Annotated in this window: 17 protein-coding genes; 5 read left to right on the top strand and 12 right to left on the bottom strand. The window is 67.9% G+C overall.

Features of this window, described 5'->3' with window-relative positions; translation table 11 throughout:
* Window positions 1-17: 17 nt before the first annotated feature.
* Window positions 18-2171, top strand: a complete 2154-nt coding sequence (locus K5880_RS01055) for an adenylate/guanylate cyclase domain-containing protein (RefSeq protein WP_297647495.1) — start codon at window positions 18-20, stop codon at window positions 2169-2171.
* Here K5880_RS01055 and K5880_RS01050 read toward each other — a convergent pair whose 3' ends face one another.
* From K5880_RS01050 to K5880_RS01015, 8 genes are all read right to left on the bottom strand, one after another.
* A complete protein-coding gene (locus K5880_RS01050) occupies window positions 2172-2657 on the bottom strand; it encodes a FecR domain-containing protein (RefSeq protein WP_297647493.1) in 486 nt (161 codons plus the stop codon).
* Between the two features lie 180 nt (window positions 2658-2837).
* Window positions 2838-3677, bottom strand: a complete 840-nt coding sequence (gene kynA, locus K5880_RS01045; protein WP_297647491.1) for a tryptophan 2,3-dioxygenase — start codon at window positions 3675-3677, stop codon at window positions 2838-2840.
* A 105-nt stretch (window positions 3678-3782) separates the two neighbouring features.
* On the bottom strand, window positions 3783-5162 hold the full coding sequence (gene kynU / locus K5880_RS01040) for a kynureninase (protein ID WP_297647489.1): 1380 nt from the start codon (window positions 5160-5162) through the stop codon (window positions 3783-3785).
* Entirely contained in the window at window positions 5159-5788 is a 630-nt protein-coding gene (kynB, locus tag K5880_RS01035) for an arylformamidase (protein ID WP_297647487.1), read from the bottom strand. Before kynB ends, kynU begins: the two co-directional genes overlap by 4 nt.
* A 93-nt stretch (window positions 5789-5881) precedes the next feature.
* The gene (locus K5880_RS01030) at window positions 5882-6196 is read right to left on the bottom strand and encodes a YkgJ family cysteine cluster protein (RefSeq protein WP_297647485.1); all 315 of its coding nucleotides are present in this window, start codon (window positions 6194-6196) and stop codon (window positions 5882-5884) included.
* Window positions 6193-7122: a class I SAM-dependent methyltransferase gene (locus K5880_RS01025; RefSeq protein ID WP_297647483.1), complete on the bottom strand. Its 930-nt coding sequence runs from the start codon at window positions 7120-7122 to the stop codon at window positions 6193-6195. The genes K5880_RS01030 and K5880_RS01025 overlap by 4 nt, the downstream gene beginning before the upstream one ends.
* A complete protein-coding gene (gene argF, locus K5880_RS01020) occupies window positions 7122-8063 on the bottom strand; it encodes an ornithine carbamoyltransferase (protein ID WP_297647481.1) in 942 nt (313 codons plus the stop codon). The genes K5880_RS01025 and argF overlap by 1 nt, the downstream gene beginning before the upstream one ends.
* Window positions 8060-9259 (bottom strand): aspartate aminotransferase family protein, encoded by a 1200-nt coding sequence (locus K5880_RS01015; RefSeq protein ID WP_297647479.1) that lies wholly within the window; start codon window positions 9257-9259, stop codon window positions 8060-8062. Before K5880_RS01015 ends, argF begins: the two co-directional genes overlap by 4 nt.
* A 280-nt stretch (window positions 9260-9539) precedes the next feature.
* Between K5880_RS01015 and K5880_RS01010 the strand changes: the two genes are divergently transcribed.
* A complete protein-coding gene (locus K5880_RS01010) occupies window positions 9540-9863 on the top strand; it encodes a DUF3579 domain-containing protein (protein WP_297647477.1) in 324 nt (107 codons plus the stop codon).
* 131 nt (window positions 9864-9994) lie between these two features.
* On the opposite strand, the gene rpsT is transcribed toward K5880_RS01010, so the two are convergent.
* Window positions 9995-10294 (bottom strand): 30S ribosomal protein S20, encoded by a 300-nt coding sequence (gene rpsT, locus K5880_RS01005; protein WP_159592314.1) that lies wholly within the window; start codon window positions 10292-10294, stop codon window positions 9995-9997.
* A 162-nt stretch (window positions 10295-10456) separates the two neighbouring features.
* Between rpsT and murJ the strand changes: the two genes are divergently transcribed.
* The 3 genes from murJ to K5880_RS00990 are packed head-to-tail and all read left to right on the top strand — an operon-like array spanning window position 10457 to window position 13537.
* On the top strand, window positions 10457-12016 hold the full coding sequence (murJ, locus tag K5880_RS01000) for a murein biosynthesis integral membrane protein MurJ (RefSeq protein WP_297647473.1): 1560 nt from the start codon (window positions 10457-10459) through the stop codon (window positions 12014-12016).
* A gap of 31 nt (window positions 12017-12047) precedes the next feature.
* A complete protein-coding gene (locus K5880_RS00995; RefSeq protein ID WP_297647471.1) occupies window positions 12048-12905 on the top strand; it encodes a tetratricopeptide repeat protein in 858 nt (285 codons plus the stop codon).
* Window positions 12905-13537, top strand: a complete 633-nt coding sequence (locus K5880_RS00990; RefSeq protein ID WP_297647469.1) for an NAD-dependent dehydratase — start codon at window positions 12905-12907, stop codon at window positions 13535-13537. The genes K5880_RS00995 and K5880_RS00990 overlap by 1 nt, the downstream gene beginning before the upstream one ends.
* A 12-nt stretch (window positions 13538-13549) precedes the next feature.
* On the opposite strand, the gene K5880_RS00985 is transcribed toward K5880_RS00990, so the two are convergent.
* From K5880_RS00985 to purM, 3 genes are all read right to left on the bottom strand, one after another.
* On the bottom strand, window positions 13550-14536 hold the full coding sequence (locus K5880_RS00985; protein ID WP_297647467.1) for a helix-turn-helix domain-containing protein: 987 nt from the start codon (window positions 14534-14536) through the stop codon (window positions 13550-13552).
* Window positions 14533-15168, bottom strand: coding sequence for a DJ-1/PfpI family protein (locus K5880_RS00980; protein WP_297647465.1), 636 nt, complete (start codon window positions 15166-15168; stop codon window positions 14533-14535). Before K5880_RS00980 ends, K5880_RS00985 begins: the two co-directional genes overlap by 4 nt.
* A gap of 85 nt (window positions 15169-15253) precedes the next feature.
* Window positions 15254-16291: a phosphoribosylformylglycinamidine cyclo-ligase gene (gene purM, locus K5880_RS00975; protein WP_297647463.1), complete on the bottom strand. Its 1038-nt coding sequence runs from the start codon at window positions 16289-16291 to the stop codon at window positions 15254-15256.
* Window positions 16292-16551 lie beyond the last annotated feature (260 nt).

Genomic DNA, 16551 nt, shown 5'->3' with positions numbered 1-16551 from the left:
CTGCATCGGCCTGATGCATGAAAAGCAAGCTGTCCCTGCGTTCGGTCGCCGCGTTGCTCAGTGTCGCAATGGCGGTGCTCGGCCTGACGCTGGTGCTTGCTGACCCGCTGGCGCTGCAGACGCTCCGGCATCAGGGCTTCGACCAGTACCAGCGATGGCAACCTCGCACCTACGAGGCGATGCCGGTCAGGATCGTCGACATCGATGAAGCGAGCCTGGAGAAGATCGGGCAATGGCCCTGGCCGCGCAACAAACTGGCGCAACTGGTCGAACAGCTGGGGGCCAAGCGAGCCGCGGCCATCGGCTTCGACGTGGTGTTCGCCGAGCCGGATCGCACCTCGCCCGCACGCGTCTCCGCCGAGTGGGCCTTGTCGCCCGCACAAGCGCGTTCGCTGGAAGCGCTGCCGGATCACGATGTCACCTTTGCCCAGGCCATTGCCGCGCACAACGTGGTGCTGGGTTTTGCGCTGCGCAGCGATGCGGCGGCACAGCAGCAGCCGCAGCAGGCCGTTCCAAAGGCTCCCTATCGCTACGTGTGGGTGGGTCAGCCGAGTCCCCAGGCACTGCACGCGTTCGCCGCGGCGGTGCCGCCGCTGCCGGTGCTTGATGCGGTGGCCAGCGGGAGCGGCGCTCTGACCTTCATGCCGGATGGCGATGGCGTGGTGCGCCGCGTGCCCATGGCACTGGCTCTGGCAGGCGCGCCCGTGCCAGGCCTGAGCGCCGAGCTGCTGCGGGTGGCCCAGGGTGTTGACAACTACATCCTCCGGCGCGCCGAGGGCGACGCACCAGCCCTGGCGCAGGTGCGCATCGGCCAGGCGACCGTGCCCACCAATGCGCGGGGCGAGATGTGGCTGCACTACACCACCGAGCAGCCTCAGCGCTATGTGCCGGCGTGGAAGGTATTGGCTGGAGAGGCCGATCCCGCGCTGCTGGACGGGCACATCGTGCTGGTGGGCAGTTCGGCACAAGGCCTGATGGACCTGCGCTTCAACCCGCTCGGGCGCGTGATGCCCGGCGTCGAGGCGCATGCGCAAGCACTGGAGCAGGTGCTTTCGGAACACTACCTGACCCGGCCCAGCTGGGCCGGGGCGGCCGAGGTGCTCGCCGTGGTGCTGGGCTGTGTGGCGGTGGTCTGGATCGGCGTTTTCGTGCCTTCGTTGTGGGCGGCCGCCATGTCGCTGGCGCTGGTGGTGGGGGTGTTGTGGGGAGGGTGGTCGGCATTTTTGAACCACCGCCTGCTGCTGGACAGCTTCACGCCCGCGCTCGCATGGGCGATGGCGTTCGCTCTGGCCAGTCTGTGCCGGCATTTCTGGAGCGAGCGCCAGCAGCGTTGGGTCAAAGAGGCGTTTTCCCGTTATGTGTCACCCAACCGGGTGGAGTACCTGATGAACAACCCCGGCCAGCTGGAGCTGGGCGGCAAGCGCCAGCATTGCAGCTTCGTCTTCACCGACCTGGCGGGATTCACGAGTCTGATGGAGGACATCGACCCTGCGGCCGCGGTCACCCTGCTCAACGGCTATCTCGAAGAAATGATTTCCATTGCCTTCCGCCACCAGGGCACGCTGGACCGCATCGTGGGTGACGCCCTGGCCATCATGTTTTCCGCCCCCGTTGTGCAGCCCGACCATGCGCAGCACGCACTGGACTGTGCGATGGAGATGCACGCCTTCGCCACGGCCTATGCGCGGGACTTGCAGGGCAAAGGCATTGCGTTCGGGCACACCCGGTTCGGCGTGCACTCGGGCGAGGTCATCGTGGGCAACTTCGGCGGGAACGCGCTCTTCGATTACCGTGCGCTCGGCGACCCGGTGAACACCGCGGCACGCCTGGAGAGTGTGAACAAACACCTGGGCACGCTGATCTGTGCGTCGGAGGCCACGCTGTCGGCCTGCGCCCACGTGTCGGCCAGACCGGTGGGCCATCTGGTGCTCAAAGGCAAAAAGAAGGCGCTGCAGGTGTTTGAACCACTGCCCGACACGCTTCCTCAGGGGTATGCGCCCACCGCGATGTATCAGGCGGCCTACGAAGCGGCGCGTGACGGGGAGGCGCACGCGCAGGAGCGCTTCGAGCGTTTGCGGGAGAACTACCCCGGCGACCCGCTGGTGGCGTTGTATTGCGCGAGGTTGGCGGAGAACGAACGGGGTGACAGGATCGTGTTCAACGCCAAATGATCACTCTTCCGCGACCTTGAGCAGGAATTGCGTGCCGCGCACGCCGATCATGCCCGTCGGGGTCTTGATGGTTACGGCTTCGGGTTGCAGTTTGGCGATCACGCCCGACACGTAATTCAGCGTGCCTTTGCCCATGCGCGCGCCCAGCTTGAGCTTGCCTTCGCTTGGCTCGTACAGGTATTCATCGACAGTGAGCACCGTGCTCGGCCCGAAGGACATCATGGTGTTGTCCTTGAACATGACGCCCATGCTCGATTGAGCATCGGTCTTGAGCGCGCTGCCCTGGTGCAGCGGGGTGCCGGGCTGCGCCTCGACCACCTGGCCGTCCGTGGTGACCGTTGCCGTGCCCTTGACGTTCTTCACATAACCGACCGTTACCTTGTCCTGAGCGACGGCCATGCCCGTCCATGAAGCCACAACCAGACCCGCAGCAACGGCAGGAACCATCAGGAAACGGGCGGAGGGTCGCTGCATCTGGGTGGACATGGCATGGGTTCTGTACAGAGGAGTGGAGGACGGTATCGTCCGAAATCTTCAAGCACGAGGCGAGCCCGATGCGGAAATGCGACCGACGAGCGGAATGATAAACGGTATGACCGGATACTCCCCCCTATTTTTGGGGTATGCCCGTCCCTGTTCGTACCCGGAACACCGGGCACCTCCCGCTCAAAGATCCGTCCGCAAGCGCCAGATCTCCGGAAACAGCACCACGTCCAGCATCTTGCGCAGGTAGCTCACGCCGCCCGTGCCGCCGGTGCCGCGCTTGAAGCCGATCACGCGTTCCACCGTGGTCACGTGGCGGAAGCGCCAGAGGCGGAAGGCGTCTTCCAGGTCGGTGAGTTCTTCGCCGAGCTGGTACAGGTCCCAGTGGTCCCTGGGGTTGCGGTAGACCTGCAGCCAGGCCTGTTCGACGGCGTCGCTGGCTTCATAGGGCTGGGTCCAGTCGCGCTGGGTGTGGCTTGCGGGCACGCTGAAGCCGCGGCGCGCGAGCAGGCGCAGGGCTTCGTCGTAGAGCGATGGGGCTTCAAAGGCCGCCTGCACCTTGGCCAGCCGTTCGGGGCTGTGCGTGTGCGGCTTGAGCATGGCGGCGTTCTTGTTGCCCATCGCGAATTCGATGCAGCGGTACTGGTGGCTCTGGAAGCCGCTGGACTGCGCGAGGTAGGGGCGCAGCGCACTGTATTCGGGCGGCGTCATGGTGGCGAGCACGTCCCAGGCGTGCACCAGCTGTTCCATGATCTTGCTCACGCGCGCGAGCATCTTGAAGGCGGGTTGCAGCTCGTCCTGTGCGATGTGCGCGATGGCGGCGCGCAGCTCGTGCAGCATGAGCTTCATCCAGAGTTCGCTGGTCTGGTGCTGGATGATGAACAGCATCTCGTCGTGCGCGGGCGAGAGCGGCTTCTGCGCATTCAGGATGCTGTCGAGCTGCAGGTAGTCGCCGTAGCTCATGTCGCGGCTGAAGTCGAGCTGTGCGCCTTCCTGGCGCACGATGTCTTCGGGTTTGGGCATGTCGCGGTCCCGTTCGCCCTGAGCCTGTCGAAGGGGGAACTGTGTGGTGAGGGCTTCGACAGGCTCAGCCCGAACGGTGTGTGTGTGCTCGACTCGGCCTTGCGTTCAGGTCACCGCGTGTTTCTGGTTGAACTCGGGGCGTTGCCATTCACCCGTTTCGAGCACGTCGCGCAGGTGCTCGGCCGCGTGCCACACGTCTTCGAAGCCGATGTAGAGCGGTGTGAAGCCGAAGCGCAGGATGTCCGGACTGCCGGTTCGTCCTGAGCCTGTCGAAGGATCGCCGGCGCGGAAGTCGCCGACCACGCCGCGCGCGATGAGGGCCTGCACGATGGCGTAGGCGACGGAGCCTCCGCCACCGCCGGGCCGCCCCAAGGCGGCGGGCGCCCCCTCGGGGGGCAGCGACCCGCGCAGCGGCGGAGCGTGGGGGCGGTCCATTGTGAGACAGACCTGCGAGCCGCGCTGCGCGTGGTCCAGTGGCGTGGCAAGGCCGATGCCGTGGCCGTGGCAGCGCTCGTCCACCAGCGAGATGAACAAGTCGGTGAGCGCGAGCGATTTGCGACGCAGCGCGGCCATGCCACCGTGCGCCTCGGTGGCCAGCAGGGTGTCCACGCCGCATTCGAGTGCGGCCAGGCTGATCATGGGCTGGGTGCCGCACTGGTAGCGCGTGATGCCGGCGGCGGGCTTGTAGTCGGGTGTGAATTCAAACGGCGTGGCGTGGCCCCACCAGCCGGCCAGGGGCTGCCAGAAGCGGTCGGTGTGGCGCGGGTTCACCCACACGAAGGCGGGCGCGCCCGGGCCGCCATTCAGGTACTTGTAGCCGCAGCCAACGGCGTAGTCGGCGCCCGCGGCCGTCAGGTCCACCGGCACGGCGCCCGCGCTGTGCGCCAGATCCCACAGCATGAGCGCACCGGTGGCGTGCGCGGCGGCGGTCACGGCAGCCATGTCGTGCATGGCGCCGGTGCGGTAGTTCACGTGGGTGAGCATGAGCACCGCAACCTCGGGCGTGAGCGCGGCGGCGATGTCCTCGGGCTCGATCAGCACCAGCTCGAAGCCGCGCTCGCGGCACAGCGCTTCGGCGATGTAGAGGTCGGTCGGGAAGTTGCTGCGCTCGCTCACGATGCGCTTGCGGCCCGGGCTGTCGGCCTGCGCCAGGTGCATGGCGGCGCTGAGCACCTTGAAGAGGTTGACGGAAGTGCTGTCGGTGGCCACCACGGTGCCTGGCGCGGCGCCGATCAGGCGCGCGATCTTGTCGCCCACCTTTGCCGGCAGGGCGAACCAGCCGTTCTTGTTCCAGCTCTGGATCAGGTCGTTGCCCCATTCGCGCGCCACCACGTCGGCCACGCGTGCGGGCGCGCTGCGCGGCATCACGCCGAGCGAGTTGCCGTCGAGGTAGATCGTGCCTTCGGGGATGTGGAACAGGTTGCGCAGGGCGCGCAGCGGGTCTTGCGCGTCGAGCGCGCGGCAGTCTTGCAGGGTGAGGGTCATGACAGTTCCCGCAGCACGGCGCGCACGGGGCTGGCGTCGGCGGTGGTGAGTTTCAGAGGCAGGGCGATGAGCTCGTAGTCGCCTTCGGGCACGTCGTCGAGCAGCAGGTTCTCCAGCACGCGCAGGCCGCGCCGGCGGATCGTCTGGTGGCTCTCCAGCGTCTTGCTGTCGGCCGGGTCGATGCTGGCGCTGTCGATGCCGATCAGTTGCGCACCCAGGTCGGCGAGTTGCTCCACGGTTTCGGGCGCGAAGGCGGGCAGGGCGTTGTCGAACGCATCCTGCGGCTGGCGTTCGTACACACGCACCAGCACGCGCGGTGGCAGTCCGTTGAGCGCGTGCGCGATATGTTCGGGCTTGATCAGCGGGCCGCAGCCGATGGCGTGGATCACGCGGCAGGGTCCAATGAAGGCGTCGAGCGAGACGGCACCGATGGCCGCGCCTTGCGCGTCGTAGTGCAACGGAGCGTCGGCGTGCGCGCCCACGTGCGGCGAGAGCGTGATCGCGCTGACGTTGACCGGGCAGCCCGGGCCGATGGTGGTGGCCCATTGCTGCGAGTAGGCCGTGTCACCCGGGAAGACCGGGGCGCCGGCGTGCACTGGCGGGGAGATGTCCCAGAGTTTTTTCATGGTGCGTTGAAGGTAGCACCCTGAAAAAATCCGTGGTGTCGGTTAATCCCAACAGGCCTCGAAAATAGTTGAGGCCTGAAGCAAATAGCGGACTCAAATCGCGCCGTCGAGCGCGGGGAGGCCGTGGCGCTGGCGCGCACGGGCGCAGGCTTCGCTGCCTTCTTCGAACTCGCGGCAGGGCGAGGGGCGCCATTCGTAGATGCCGCAGAGCGCCTTGTGGCCGATCTGGCCGGTGAGGGCCGCGCAGCGCGGCGGCGAGTGGTCGGTGCCGCGCATGCGCAGGGTGCTTTGGTTCACCTCCACCGCCAGGCCGGCAGGCACAGGGCCGCCCATGTCCTCGCCCTCGTGCGCCGAGAAGTCGACGCGGAAACAGGCGCAGCAGGCGCCGCATGTGGTGCAGGCGCTCATGCGGGCTTCGGTGCGAGGGGCGGCGCCCGGTACAGCAGCACCTTGAGCGCGCGCTCGGGCGCGGCGTCGGCAAAGGCAGCTGGGTTGGCCAGCCGCTGTTCAAAGATCAGCTCGGGCGCGGCTTCCTTCATCTGTTCCTGCAGGAAGGCCGTGTCCAGCTCGGGCGCGTTCAGGCACAACAGCACCTGGCCGCCCGGGATCACGAGGTCCGGCAGCCGGCGCATGAGCCGCTGGTAGTCCTTGGTGGCAACGAAACTGCCTTTCTGGAAGCTGGGCGGGTCGACGATGACCAGGCCGTAGGGGCCGCCGCGCGTGATCTTGCCCCAGGTCTTGAAGATGTCGTGGGTCAGGAAGCTCGCGCCGTTGTGCAGGGCATTGAGCGCATGGTTCTGCTGGCCGATGGCCATGGCGCCGCCGCTCATGTCGACATTGACGACCTGTCTGGCGCCGCCTTGCAGCGCCACCACCGAAAACGCGCAGGTGTAGGCGAACAGGTTGAGCACCTTGCGTTGCGCCGCGTGCTCGCGCACCCACTGGCGGCCTTCGGCCATGTCGAGGAACAGGCCGTGGTTCTGACCCTTGAGCACGTGCACCCGGTAGCGCGCGCCGCGCTCGCTGACCACGTGCGGCTCGGGCACGGTGCCGGCCATCAGGCGGGTCTCGGTGCGGCCCTCGTGCCGGCACTGGAACACCCAGTTCAGCGCTTCGCCAGGGGCCACCTTGTTCCAGCGGGCGGTGAAGGCTTCATGCAGCGTGGCGAGTGTCGCGTCGTCCACCGGCTGGAAGCTGGTGAGCACCCAGACCGGCGGGAACGCGTCCAGCGCCCATTGCTCACAGCCCGGGTGCAGACCACCGCGGCCATGGAAGACGCGTCCGGCATCGACCGAAGGTTCGATGCGCGCGATCGCGTCGAGCAGGGCCTGCATCAGCCCAGTCGGCCGAGCAGCAGGTATTCCATCAGCGCCTTCTGCACGTGCATGCGGTTCTCCGCCTCGTCCCACACGACCGACTGCGGGCCGTCGATGACCTCGGCGCTCACTTCTTCGCCGCGGTGCGCGGGCAGGCAGTGCATGAAGAGCGCGTCGGGCTGGGCCACGCGCATCATGTCCTCGTCCACGCACCAGCGCTTGAAAGCCGCGCGACGCACTTCGTTCTCGGCTTCGAAGCCCATGCTGGTCCAGACGTCGGTGGTCACCAGGTGGGCGCCGGCGCAGGCCTCGCGCGGGTCCTTGAAGACCTTGTAGCAAGCCGGGTTGGTGATGCCGGCGAGCACCGGGTCCACCTCATAGCCGCCCGGCGTGCTCACGTGCACCGTGAAGCCCAGCAGCTCGGCCGCCTGCAGCCAGGTGTTGGCCATGTTGTTGCCGTCACCGACCCAGGCCACGACCTTGCCTTGAATGGAGCCCCGCTGCTCGATGAAGGTGAAGATGTCGGCCAGGATCTGGCAGGGGTGGAACTCGTTGGTCAGGCCGTTGATGACGGGCACGCGCGAGTGCGCGGCGAAGGCCTCGATCTTGGCCTGCTCGTAGGTACGGATCATCACGATGTCGACCATGCGGCTGATCACGCGCGCGCTGTCTTCAATGGGTTCGGCGCGGCCGAGCTGGCTGTCGCCGGTGGTCAGGTGCACCACCGAGCCGCCCATCTGGTACATGCCGGCCTCGAAGCTCACGCGGGTGCGCGTGCTGGCCTTCTCGAAGATCAGGGCCAGCGTGCGGTCGGGGTCGGCGAAGGGCTGGTATTTTTCCACCGCCTTGAACTTGCGCTTGATGAAGGCCGCGCGCTCGAACAGGTAGGCGTAGGCGGCGGCGTCGAGGTCCTTGAACTGCAGGTAGTGCGGAATCTTCGTCATGGCGGTCGGGTTCATTCGGCCAGGAAGGCGTGGATCAGCGGCAGCAGGATGCCCGCCACCTCGTCGGCCTCGGCCGTGGTCATGATCAGCGGCGGCACCATGCGGATCACGCTGTCGGCCGTGACCGAGAGCAGCAGGCCGGCGTCGGCCGCGCGCTGGGTGAGCACGCCGCAGGGGCGGTCCAGCTCGATGCCGATCATCAGGCCCTGGCCGCGGATCTCCTTCACGCCGGGCTTGCCGGCCAGGCCTTTCTCCAGCGCGGCGCGCAGGTGTTCCCCCACGCGCGCGGCGTTCTCCAGCAGGCCGTCTTCTTCCATGATGCGGATGGTTTCGACCCCGGCGCGCATGGCCAGCGGGTTGCCACCGAAGGTGGTGCCGTGGTTGCCCGGCTGGAAGATGTTCGCCGCCTTGGGGCCAGCCACCACCGCGCCGATCGGCACGCCCGAGCCCAGGCCCTTGGCCAGCGGCATCACGTCGGGCACGATGCCGGCCCACTGGTGGGCGAACCACTTGCCGGTGCGGCCCATGCCGCACTGCACCTCGTCGATCATCAGCAGCCAGTCGTTGGCGTCGCACAGCGCGCGCACGTCCTTCAGGTACTGCGCGCGCATCGGGTTCACGCCGCCTTCGCCCTGGATGGTCTCGAAGAACACCGCCACCACGTTGGGGTTGCCGGCCGTGGCCTTCCTGAGTGCCTCGATGTCGTTGAGCGGCACGCGGATGAAGCCTTCCACCAGCGGGCCGAAACCGGCCTGCACCTTGGGGTTGCCGGTGGCCGACAGGGTGGCGATGGAGCGACCGTGGAAGGCTTTCTCATAGACCACGATCTCGGGGCGCTCAATGCCCTTGTCGTGGCCGTACTTGCGGGCCAGTTTCAGGGCGGCTTCGTTGGCCTCCAGGCCGGTGCTGCAGAAGAACACGTTGCTCATGCCCGAGCGCTCCACCAGCATCTGTGCGAGCCGTTCCTGGTCAGGTACGCGGTAGTAGTTGCTGGAATGGATCAGTTTGGCGATCTGGTCCTGCAGGGCGGGCACCAGTTTGGGGTGGCCGTGGCCCAGGGTGTTGACGGCGATACCGCCCAGCGCGTCCAGGTACTCCTTGCCGTCGGTGTCCCACAGACGGCAGCCTCGGCCATGCGACATCGCGATCGGCAGGCGACCGTAGGTGTTCATCACGTGGGGCGAGGCGACGGGCTTGAGGGCGGCGTTCATGCGGGGCTCCGGGAAGGAAGGGAAAGAGGAGGGGCCAAAAAGACAGCGGCTCAACGAAGGTTGAGCCGTTGAAGGGCGATTTTAGGCGCAGCAAGCGGGCATCATCCTTGCTGATTGGGCATCGCTGAGATGCGTTCCGGCTCCCGCCCTGGAACCCGGGTTATCCCTTGGTTCAGGTCTTATATAAGATAGAATACCTGCTGCCCAGCCCGGCGAGCGATCCTCCGTCCGCGGATGGTTTCCCTCCAGTCAGGCCCTCCATCCGAAGGCTTTTCCCCGAATGGTTTCACCGTCCGCCAAACAAGTCTTCATCCAGGGTGTCACGAAGGACGGACGCACCTTCCGCCCCAGTGACTGGGCCGAACGCCTGGCCGGGGTAATGAGCTCGTTTCGCCCGGGCGGCGCCCAGCCCGGCAGCCACCTGAGCTATTCCCCCTGGTGCGTGCCCAACACCATCAACGGCGTGAAATGCGTGGTGGTGCATGTGGACCTGCGCGAGGCCGAGCCCATGGCCTGGGACTTCTGCATGAACTTCGCGCGCGACAACGGCCTGCAGGTGGCTGAAGCCTGCCTCCTGCCCGACCTCCCTCCGGCCAAAAGCTGAGTCCCATTCGGGCCGGACAACAAAAAAGCCGTCTAACGACGGCTTTTTTGCTTTTGCTGGCAGCGCACCCGTTTCAAACGGCAGGCCTGTTGGCCCGGGCTGGTGGTCTGGCGAGGCCAGACCGGTTGGGATCAGGCAGCGGCTGCTGCGAGGCCCTTGACTTTGGCAGACAGGCGGCTCTTGTCGCGTGCGGCCTTGTTCTTGTGGAAGATGCCCTTGTCGGCCACGATGTCGACCACTTGCTGCATCTTGGCGAACAGTTCGGTGGCCTTGGCCTTGTCGCCGGTCAGAACGGCTTTTTCAACGTTCTTGACGGCGGTGCGGTATTTGGAGCGCAGCGAGGTGTTGGCTGCATTGAGTTTGACGTCCTGGCGGGCGCGCTTGCGGCCAGACGCCAGACGGGGGTTCTTTTTCTTCGGCTTGGTTGCCATGGTGAGTTTCCTTCAGTGTTTGGGGATGATGCCAGCAAAGCCCGCAATTTTAGCACGGCCCAGGCGCGCGGCAAGGGCGTCGAGCGAGGCCCGCCGGGCTGCGCCGGCGCCGGGCTGCCGGCCCCAGGCAGGGCAGCCTGGGGCGGTCGTTACACTCGCCGCGTGACCCTGTTCAAGTCCGCCTCCCTTGTCTCGCTCCTGACCCTGGCGTCCCGCATCACCGGCCTTGTGCGCGAGCTGTTGATGGCGGCGACTTTCGGGGCCAGCGCCCTCACCGACGCCTTCAACGTCGCCTTCCGGATCCCCAACCTGCTGCGCCGGCTGTTCGCCGAGGGCGCGTTCAGCCAGGCCTTCGTGCCCGTGCTGGCGGGCGTGCGCGAGAAGGAGGGCGATGACGCCACCCGCGTGCTGGTGAACCAGATCGCCACCGTGCTGGCCTGGGCGCTCACGCTTACCTGCGTGCTCGGCGTGCTGGGTGCCCCGGCGCTGGTCTGGGCCATGGCCAGTGGCCTGAATGACGCCGGTTTCGACGCTGCCGTGTTCATGACGCGCTGGATGTTCCCCTACATCGCCTTCATGTCCTTCGTGGCCTTGTCGGCTGGCATCCTGAACACCTGGAAGCGCTTCGCGGTGCCCGCGGCCACGCCAGTGCTGCTCAACGTGGCCATGATCGGTGCGGCAGGCTGGGGCGCGCCCTGGTTCAGCTCGCTCGGCATCGAACCCATATATGCAATGGGCGGTGGTGTGCTGCTGGGCGGCGCGCTGCAGCTGGGCGTGCAGATCCCGGCCTTGCGCCGCCTGGGGCTGGTGCCGCGCGTGAGCCTGCGCTGGTCAGGCGTGAAGGCGGCGTGGAACCACCCGGGCACCCGCCGCGTCACCACGCTCATGCTGCCCGCGCTGCTGGGCGTGAGCGTGGCGCAGATATCGCTGCTGATCAACACGCAGATCGCCTCGCACCTGGCCACCGGCAGCGTGAGCTGGCTGACCTACGCCGACCGCCTGATGGAGTTCCCCACGGCCATGCTGGGCGTGGCCCTGGGCGTGGTGCTGCTGCCGCAGCTGGCGGCCGCCAAGGCGGGCGAGGATGCCGAGCGCTACAGCGGCCTGCTCGACTGGGGGCTGCGCCTGGTGGTGCTGTTTGCCGTGCCCTGCGCGGTGGCGCTGCTCACCTTCGCGCAGCCGCTGGTGGCGGTGCTGTACCACTACGGCGCCTTCACCGCGGCCGATGTGCAACGCACCGCGACCGCACTCATGGGCTACGGCGCGGGCCTGGTCGGGCTGATCGCGATCAAGGTGCTGGCACCCGGCTTCTACGCGCGCCAGGACATCCGCACACCCGTGAAGATCGCCATCGGTGTGCTGGTGCTCACCCAGTTGCTCAACGTGGTGCTGGTGCCCCGGTTCGGCCACGCCGGCCTGGCCCTGGCCATCGGCATCGGTGCGATGGTCAATGCGTTGTTCCTGCTGGTGGGCTTGTTGCGGCGAGGTGCCTACCGGCCGTTGCCGGGCTGGGCGCGTTTCGGCATGCAGGTGGTGGCGGCCAGTGCCCTGCTGGCAGTGTTCCTGATGTGGGTTACCGCCCAGGTGAACTGGCTGGCTTTCGATGGCCGGGCGCTGCAGCGCGTGGGCCTGCTCACGCTGAGCGTGCTGGGGGGCGTGCTGGTGTATTTCCTGGCGCTGCTGCTGGCCGGTTTGAACCTGAGGCAGTTCGTCCGAAAATGACGTAACCTGCGGATTCCGGACGATAGCCACCATGCCCACCGCGTACGAATACCCCGCGCCCACCCCCCTGGGCTACTTCGCCGCCCTGGTGGGTGACGACGAGGCGCTGCCGCTGTTCGAGGCGGCCACCGCCATCGCGCAGGACGAATACCCCGATCTGGACGTGCAGCAGGTGCTGGGTGACGTGGACCAGATGCTCGCGCGCGTGCGCCGGCGCTGCGCGTCAGACGCCGGCCCGCTGCAGCGCCTGCGCACGCTCAATCAGTTCTTCTTCCGCGACATGGGGTTTGGCGGCAACGTCAACAACTACTACGACCCCGACAACAGCTTTCTCAACGCGGTGCTGCGCACGCGCCGCGGCATCCCGATCACGCTGGCCGTGCTCTGGCTGGAGCTGGCCCAGGGCATGGGCCTGAAGGCGCGCGGCGTGAACTTTCCCGGGCACTTCATGGTCAAGGTCAACCTGCCCAACGGCCAGGTGGTGATCGATCCGTTCACCGGCCAGTCGCTCAGCCGCGAAGACCTGTCCGAGCGGCTGGAGCCCTACAAGCGGCGCAACGGCCTGGTGGACGACTTCGACGTGCCCGTGGGGCTGTACCTGCAGGCCGCCACGCCGCGCGACATCCTCGCGCGGCTGCTGCGCAACCTCAAGGAAATCCACCATGCGCAGGAAGACTGGCCGCGCCTGATCGCGGTGCTCGACCGGCTGCTCATCCTGCTGCCCGATGCCTGGGTCGAGTACCGCGACCGGGGCCTGGCCTGGGCCGAGATGGGCGACGCCCGCCTGGCCGTGGCCGATCTCGAGAACTACGTGGCCCACACCGACGACGCGCTGGACCGCGAAGCCATCACCCAGCGCCTGCAGGAACTGCGCCGCGCGCTCAACTGATGAAACAACTGATGCTGGTGGGCGCCACCGGACTGGTGGGCAGCCATGTGCTGCAGCAGGCCCTGGCCAGCGATGCGGTGGCACGTGTCGTCGCGCCCACGCGCAAGCCCCTCGCAGCGCACCCGAAGTTGCTCAACCCTGTGGTGGATTTCTGGCGCCTGCCCGAAGGGGCCGACTGGTGGGCGGTGGACGCCGTGGTCTGCACCCTGGGAACGACTATCCGCGCGGCCGGCTCGCAGGCCGCCTTCTACAAGGTCGACCACGACCACCCACTGGAGGTGGCCTACCTTGCGCGCCGCCATGGCGCGCGGGCCTATGCCTTCAACTCCGCCCTGGGGGCCGACGTGGCATCGCGCGTGTTCTATTCGCGCACCAAGGGCGAGACCGAGCGCGATCTGCAGGCGGTGGGCTACCCCTCGCTCACGCTGGTGCGCCCGGGCCTGATCGCCGGCCAGCGGCAGGAAAGCCGGCCGCTGGAGCAACTGGCGGTGCAGGTGTCCAGGCTCGTGCAGCCGCTGCTGCCCAGACGCTACCGGGTGGTGCCGGCCGACCGCATTGCCCGGCACTTGCTCCAGGCCGCACTGGCGGCCACGCCCGGGGTGCATGTGCTGCCGTCCGAGGCGCTGCTGTAGCAGTCCGGCGCCTCAACGGCCCGGCCGCGAGGGTGAACCCGCCTTGCCGAGCAGGTGCCAGGCGCGGCGCAACTGGGTGTCGGAGCCGAAGCCGGCGAGGGCGGCGGCCTGTGTCACGTTGTGGCCGGATTGCAGCGCGGCGTCGGCCAGATCCAGCCTGAGGCGGCGCAGGTACTGCAGGGGCGCGATGCCCGCGTGCTCGACGAACAGGCGCGTGAGGTGACGGGGTGACGTGCAGGCCACTTCGGCCATGCGCGCGACAGACCAGTCCCGCTGCGGTTGCTGGCTCACCGCATCCTGCACTCGGTGCAGCGCGGCATGCAGATGTTGGCGGTGGCGCAGGAAAGGGGAGAGCTCGGGATCGTTCGGCCCGCGCCGCAGCGCCAACACAAGGTTTTGCGCCACGTCGGCGGCCAGCGCTGGCCCGCACACGCCGGCAATGCGGTGCAGCATCAGGTCGATGCCGGTGGTCACGCCCGCACTGGTCCACACCGGCCCGTCGGCCACGAACACGCGATTGACCAGCACCTCGCAGCGCGGCTCGGCTGCACGCAACTCATCCAGGTGTCGGTGGTGCGTGGTGGCCTGCCGGTGCGCGAGCTGCCCGGCGCGCGCGGCCAGCACCGCACCGGCGCAGACGCACACCAGTTCGAGGCGACCCGGCATCAAGGGCAGGCTGGCCAGCCAGGCCAGGGTGGCCCGGGCCTGCGGGCTGCCGAGTTCGACGCGCGCGCCGGTCTGCCCGATCAGCACCACCCAGTGGCACCCCCCCGTCGCATCGGCCAGTGGTGGCAGCGCATCGATGCCGCTCACGTACGCCCCCACCGACGTGCGACAGCGCGCCTGCGGTCCGACGACATGCAGCGTGAACGCGGGTGAACGGCCCTGGCGCGCCAGGGCATCGTTGGCCGCGCGCAGGGCCTCGGCAGGCCCGGCCCAGTCGAGCAGCACGCCGTCGTCGAGCAGCACGAAATGCACCGCGATGGGTGCACTCGTCATGCCGTCTGCCATCGATAGTCCATCTGCCGCGCGGTGCGCCGCGCCAGGGCATCGCCGGCCAGGCGCGCCACCAGGTGCAGGCTCATGTCGATGCCGGCGCTGATGCCGGCCGAACTGACCGTGTGGCCGTTGTCGATCCAGCGCACGTGCTCCTCCACCTGCAACGCGGGGAACTGCGTGCGCAAGTCGGTGATGTCTTCCCAGTGTGTGGTGACGCGTTCGCGGCTCACCACGCCCGCCGCCGCGAGGGCGAACACACCGGTGCAGACCGAGGCGGTGATGCGGCTGCGCGGGTGCGCCTGGCGCAGCCAGGCCAGCGTGGCCGCGCATCGCAGCGGCTGGTCGATCACGCCGCCGGGCACCACCAGCACGTCGGGCTGGCCAATGCCCGTGAAATCGGTGTCGGGCAACAGCCGCAGGCCGGCACGTGCCCGCACCGGCGACAGTGAGCGTGCCACGCTGCGCACCTCGAACAGGGCCGGCGCGCCCGCAGTCTGTTGCCGCGCATGCACGCGGCTCGCGGTGGTGAACACTTCGTAGGGGCCAGCGAAATCGAGCGCCTCGACCTCGTCGAAGGCCAGGATCGCGACGCTGAAAGACGCGGTGGAGGTGTCGGGTGGCGGCGGGTGCATGGGGGTGCTCCAAAGGGCCCCATTGTCCGCAAGGTGGTCGAAAAGCGCCATGCGGCGCCGGACTGAAACCGATCAGATCAGGACATCAGGCCACGACCACGGCCGCTTCGTCGCCACGCGGCGCGATCTGGCCGATCTCGTACACCGTCTCGCCCAGACCGCGCAGCGTGGCCGCGCAGGCCGTGGCGTGGTCGGCGGCGATCACCACCACCATGCCGATGCCGTTGTTGAAGGTGCGGTTCATCTCGATGTCGTCGATGCCGGCGGTCTTCTGCAGCCAGGCGAACAGCTCGGTCTGCGGCCAGCTGCCCTTGACCAGATGCGCCGCCGTGCCCTCGGGCAGCACGCGCGGGATGTTCTCCAGCAGGCCGCCGCCGGTGATGTGGGCCAGCGCCTTGATCGGGTGCGCGGCCAGCGCGGCCAGCACGTTCTTCACGTAGAGGCGGGTCGGTTTCATGATGGCTTCGCGAAACGGCTGGCCGTCCAGCGTGGCGGGCAGATCGGTGCCCGCGCGCTCGATGCACTTGCGCACCAGCGAGAAGCCGTTGGAGTGCAAGCCGTGCGAGGCCAGGCCCAGCACCACGTCGCCGGGCTGCACGCCCTGACCGGTGAGGATCTTCGACTTCTCCACCGCACCGACGCAGAAGCCGGCCAGGTCGTATTCGCCCGCCGGGTACATGCCGGGCATCTCGGCGGTTTCGCCCCCGATCAGCGCGCAGCCCGACAGCTCGCAGCCCTTGGCGATGCCGCCGACCACGGCCGCCGCCGTGTCCACGTCGAGCTTGCCGCAGGCGAAGTAGTCGAGGAAGAACAGCGGCTCGGCGCCCTGCACCAGCACGTCGTTCACGCTCATGCCCACCAGGTCGATGCCCACGGTGTCGTGCATGTTCCATTCGAACGCCAGTTTGAGCTTGGTGCCCACGCCGTCGGTGCCGCTCACCAGCACCGGCTCCTTGTAGCGTTTGGGCACCTCGAACAGCGCCCCGAAGCCGCCAATGCCGGCCAGCACGCCTTCGCGCATGGTCTTCTTCGCCAGCGGCTTGATGCGCTCGACCAGGGCATCGCCCGCGTCGATGTCAACGCCGGCGTCTTTGTACGAAAGGGGGGTGGAGGGGGAGGTCATGTGAGGGCGGCCCCGTCGCAGGGCGGGGCGGTTCGGTGGGCTGGACGCGGGGAGGGTGGGGGCTTTCGGGTACCCTGAAGGCGGCCCGATAGAATTTGCCCCAGATTTTAAGGGTTCGCCCCGGCAACCCTGCCCACTTCGCCCAGCCTCGCCTCATGCCACTGAACGTTCACCTGATCCGAGCCCCGCTGCGGGCCGCGATCGCGGTCGTGAGACGGCGCACCATCCCATCCGGAGTCTGCTGAGGCATGGGCACCGGA

The sequence above is a fragment of the Hydrogenophaga sp. genome (assembly GCF_025699295.1).
Classification (GTDB): Bacteria; Pseudomonadota; Gammaproteobacteria; order Burkholderiales; family Burkholderiaceae_C; genus Hydrogenophaga.
This window is presented reverse-complemented; position numbering and strand designations above follow the sequence as displayed.

Coding starts and splice junctions, on each gene's coding strand:
- K5880_RS01055 (WP_297647495.1), top strand. CDS start 18: ATGAAAAGCAAGCTGTCCCTGCGTTCGGTCGCCGCGTTGCTCAGTGTC.
- K5880_RS01050 (WP_297647493.1), bottom strand. CDS start 2,657: ATGTCCACCCAGATGCAGCGACCCTCCGCCCGTTTCCTGATGGTTCCT.
- kynA (WP_297647491.1), bottom strand. CDS start 3,677: ATGCCCAAACCCGAAGACATCGTGCGCCAGGAAGGCGCACAGCTCGAC.
- kynU (WP_297647489.1), bottom strand. CDS start 5,162: ATGACCCTCACCCTGCAAGACTGCCGCGCGCTCGACGCGCAAGACCCG.
- kynB (WP_297647487.1), bottom strand. CDS start 5,788: ATGAAAAAACTCTGGGACATCTCCCCGCCAGTGCACGCCGGCGCCCCG.
- K5880_RS01030 (WP_297647485.1), bottom strand. CDS start 6,196: ATGAGCGCCTGCACCACATGCGGCGCCTGCTGCGCCTGTTTCCGCGTC.
- K5880_RS01025 (WP_297647483.1), bottom strand. CDS start 7,122: ATGCAGGCCCTGCTCGACGCGATCGCGCGCATCGAACCTTCGGTCGAT.
- argF (WP_297647481.1), bottom strand. CDS start 8,063: ATGAACCCGACCGCCATGACGAAGATTCCGCACTACCTGCAGTTCAAG.
- K5880_RS01015 (WP_297647479.1), bottom strand. CDS start 9,259: ATGAACGCCGCCCTCAAGCCCGTCGCCTCGCCCCACGTGATGAACACC.
- K5880_RS01010 (WP_297647477.1), top strand. CDS start 9,540: ATGGTTTCACCGTCCGCCAAACAAGTCTTCATCCAGGGTGTCACGAAG.
- rpsT (WP_159592314.1), bottom strand. CDS start 10,294: ATGGCAACCAAGCCGAAGAAAAAGAACCCCCGTCTGGCGTCTGGCCGC.
- K5880_RS00995 (WP_297647471.1), top strand. CDS start 12,048: ATGCCCACCGCGTACGAATACCCCGCGCCCACCCCCCTGGGCTACTTC.
- K5880_RS00990 (WP_297647469.1), top strand. CDS start 12,905: ATGAAACAACTGATGCTGGTGGGCGCCACCGGACTGGTGGGCAGCCAT.
- K5880_RS00985 (WP_297647467.1), bottom strand. CDS start 14,536: ATGACGAGTGCACCCATCGCGGTGCATTTCGTGCTGCTCGACGACGGC.
- K5880_RS00980 (WP_297647465.1), bottom strand. CDS start 15,168: ATGCACCCGCCGCCACCCGACACCTCCACCGCGTCTTTCAGCGTCGCG.
- purM (WP_297647463.1), bottom strand. CDS start 16,291: ATGACCTCCCCCTCCACCCCCCTTTCGTACAAAGACGCCGGCGTTGAC.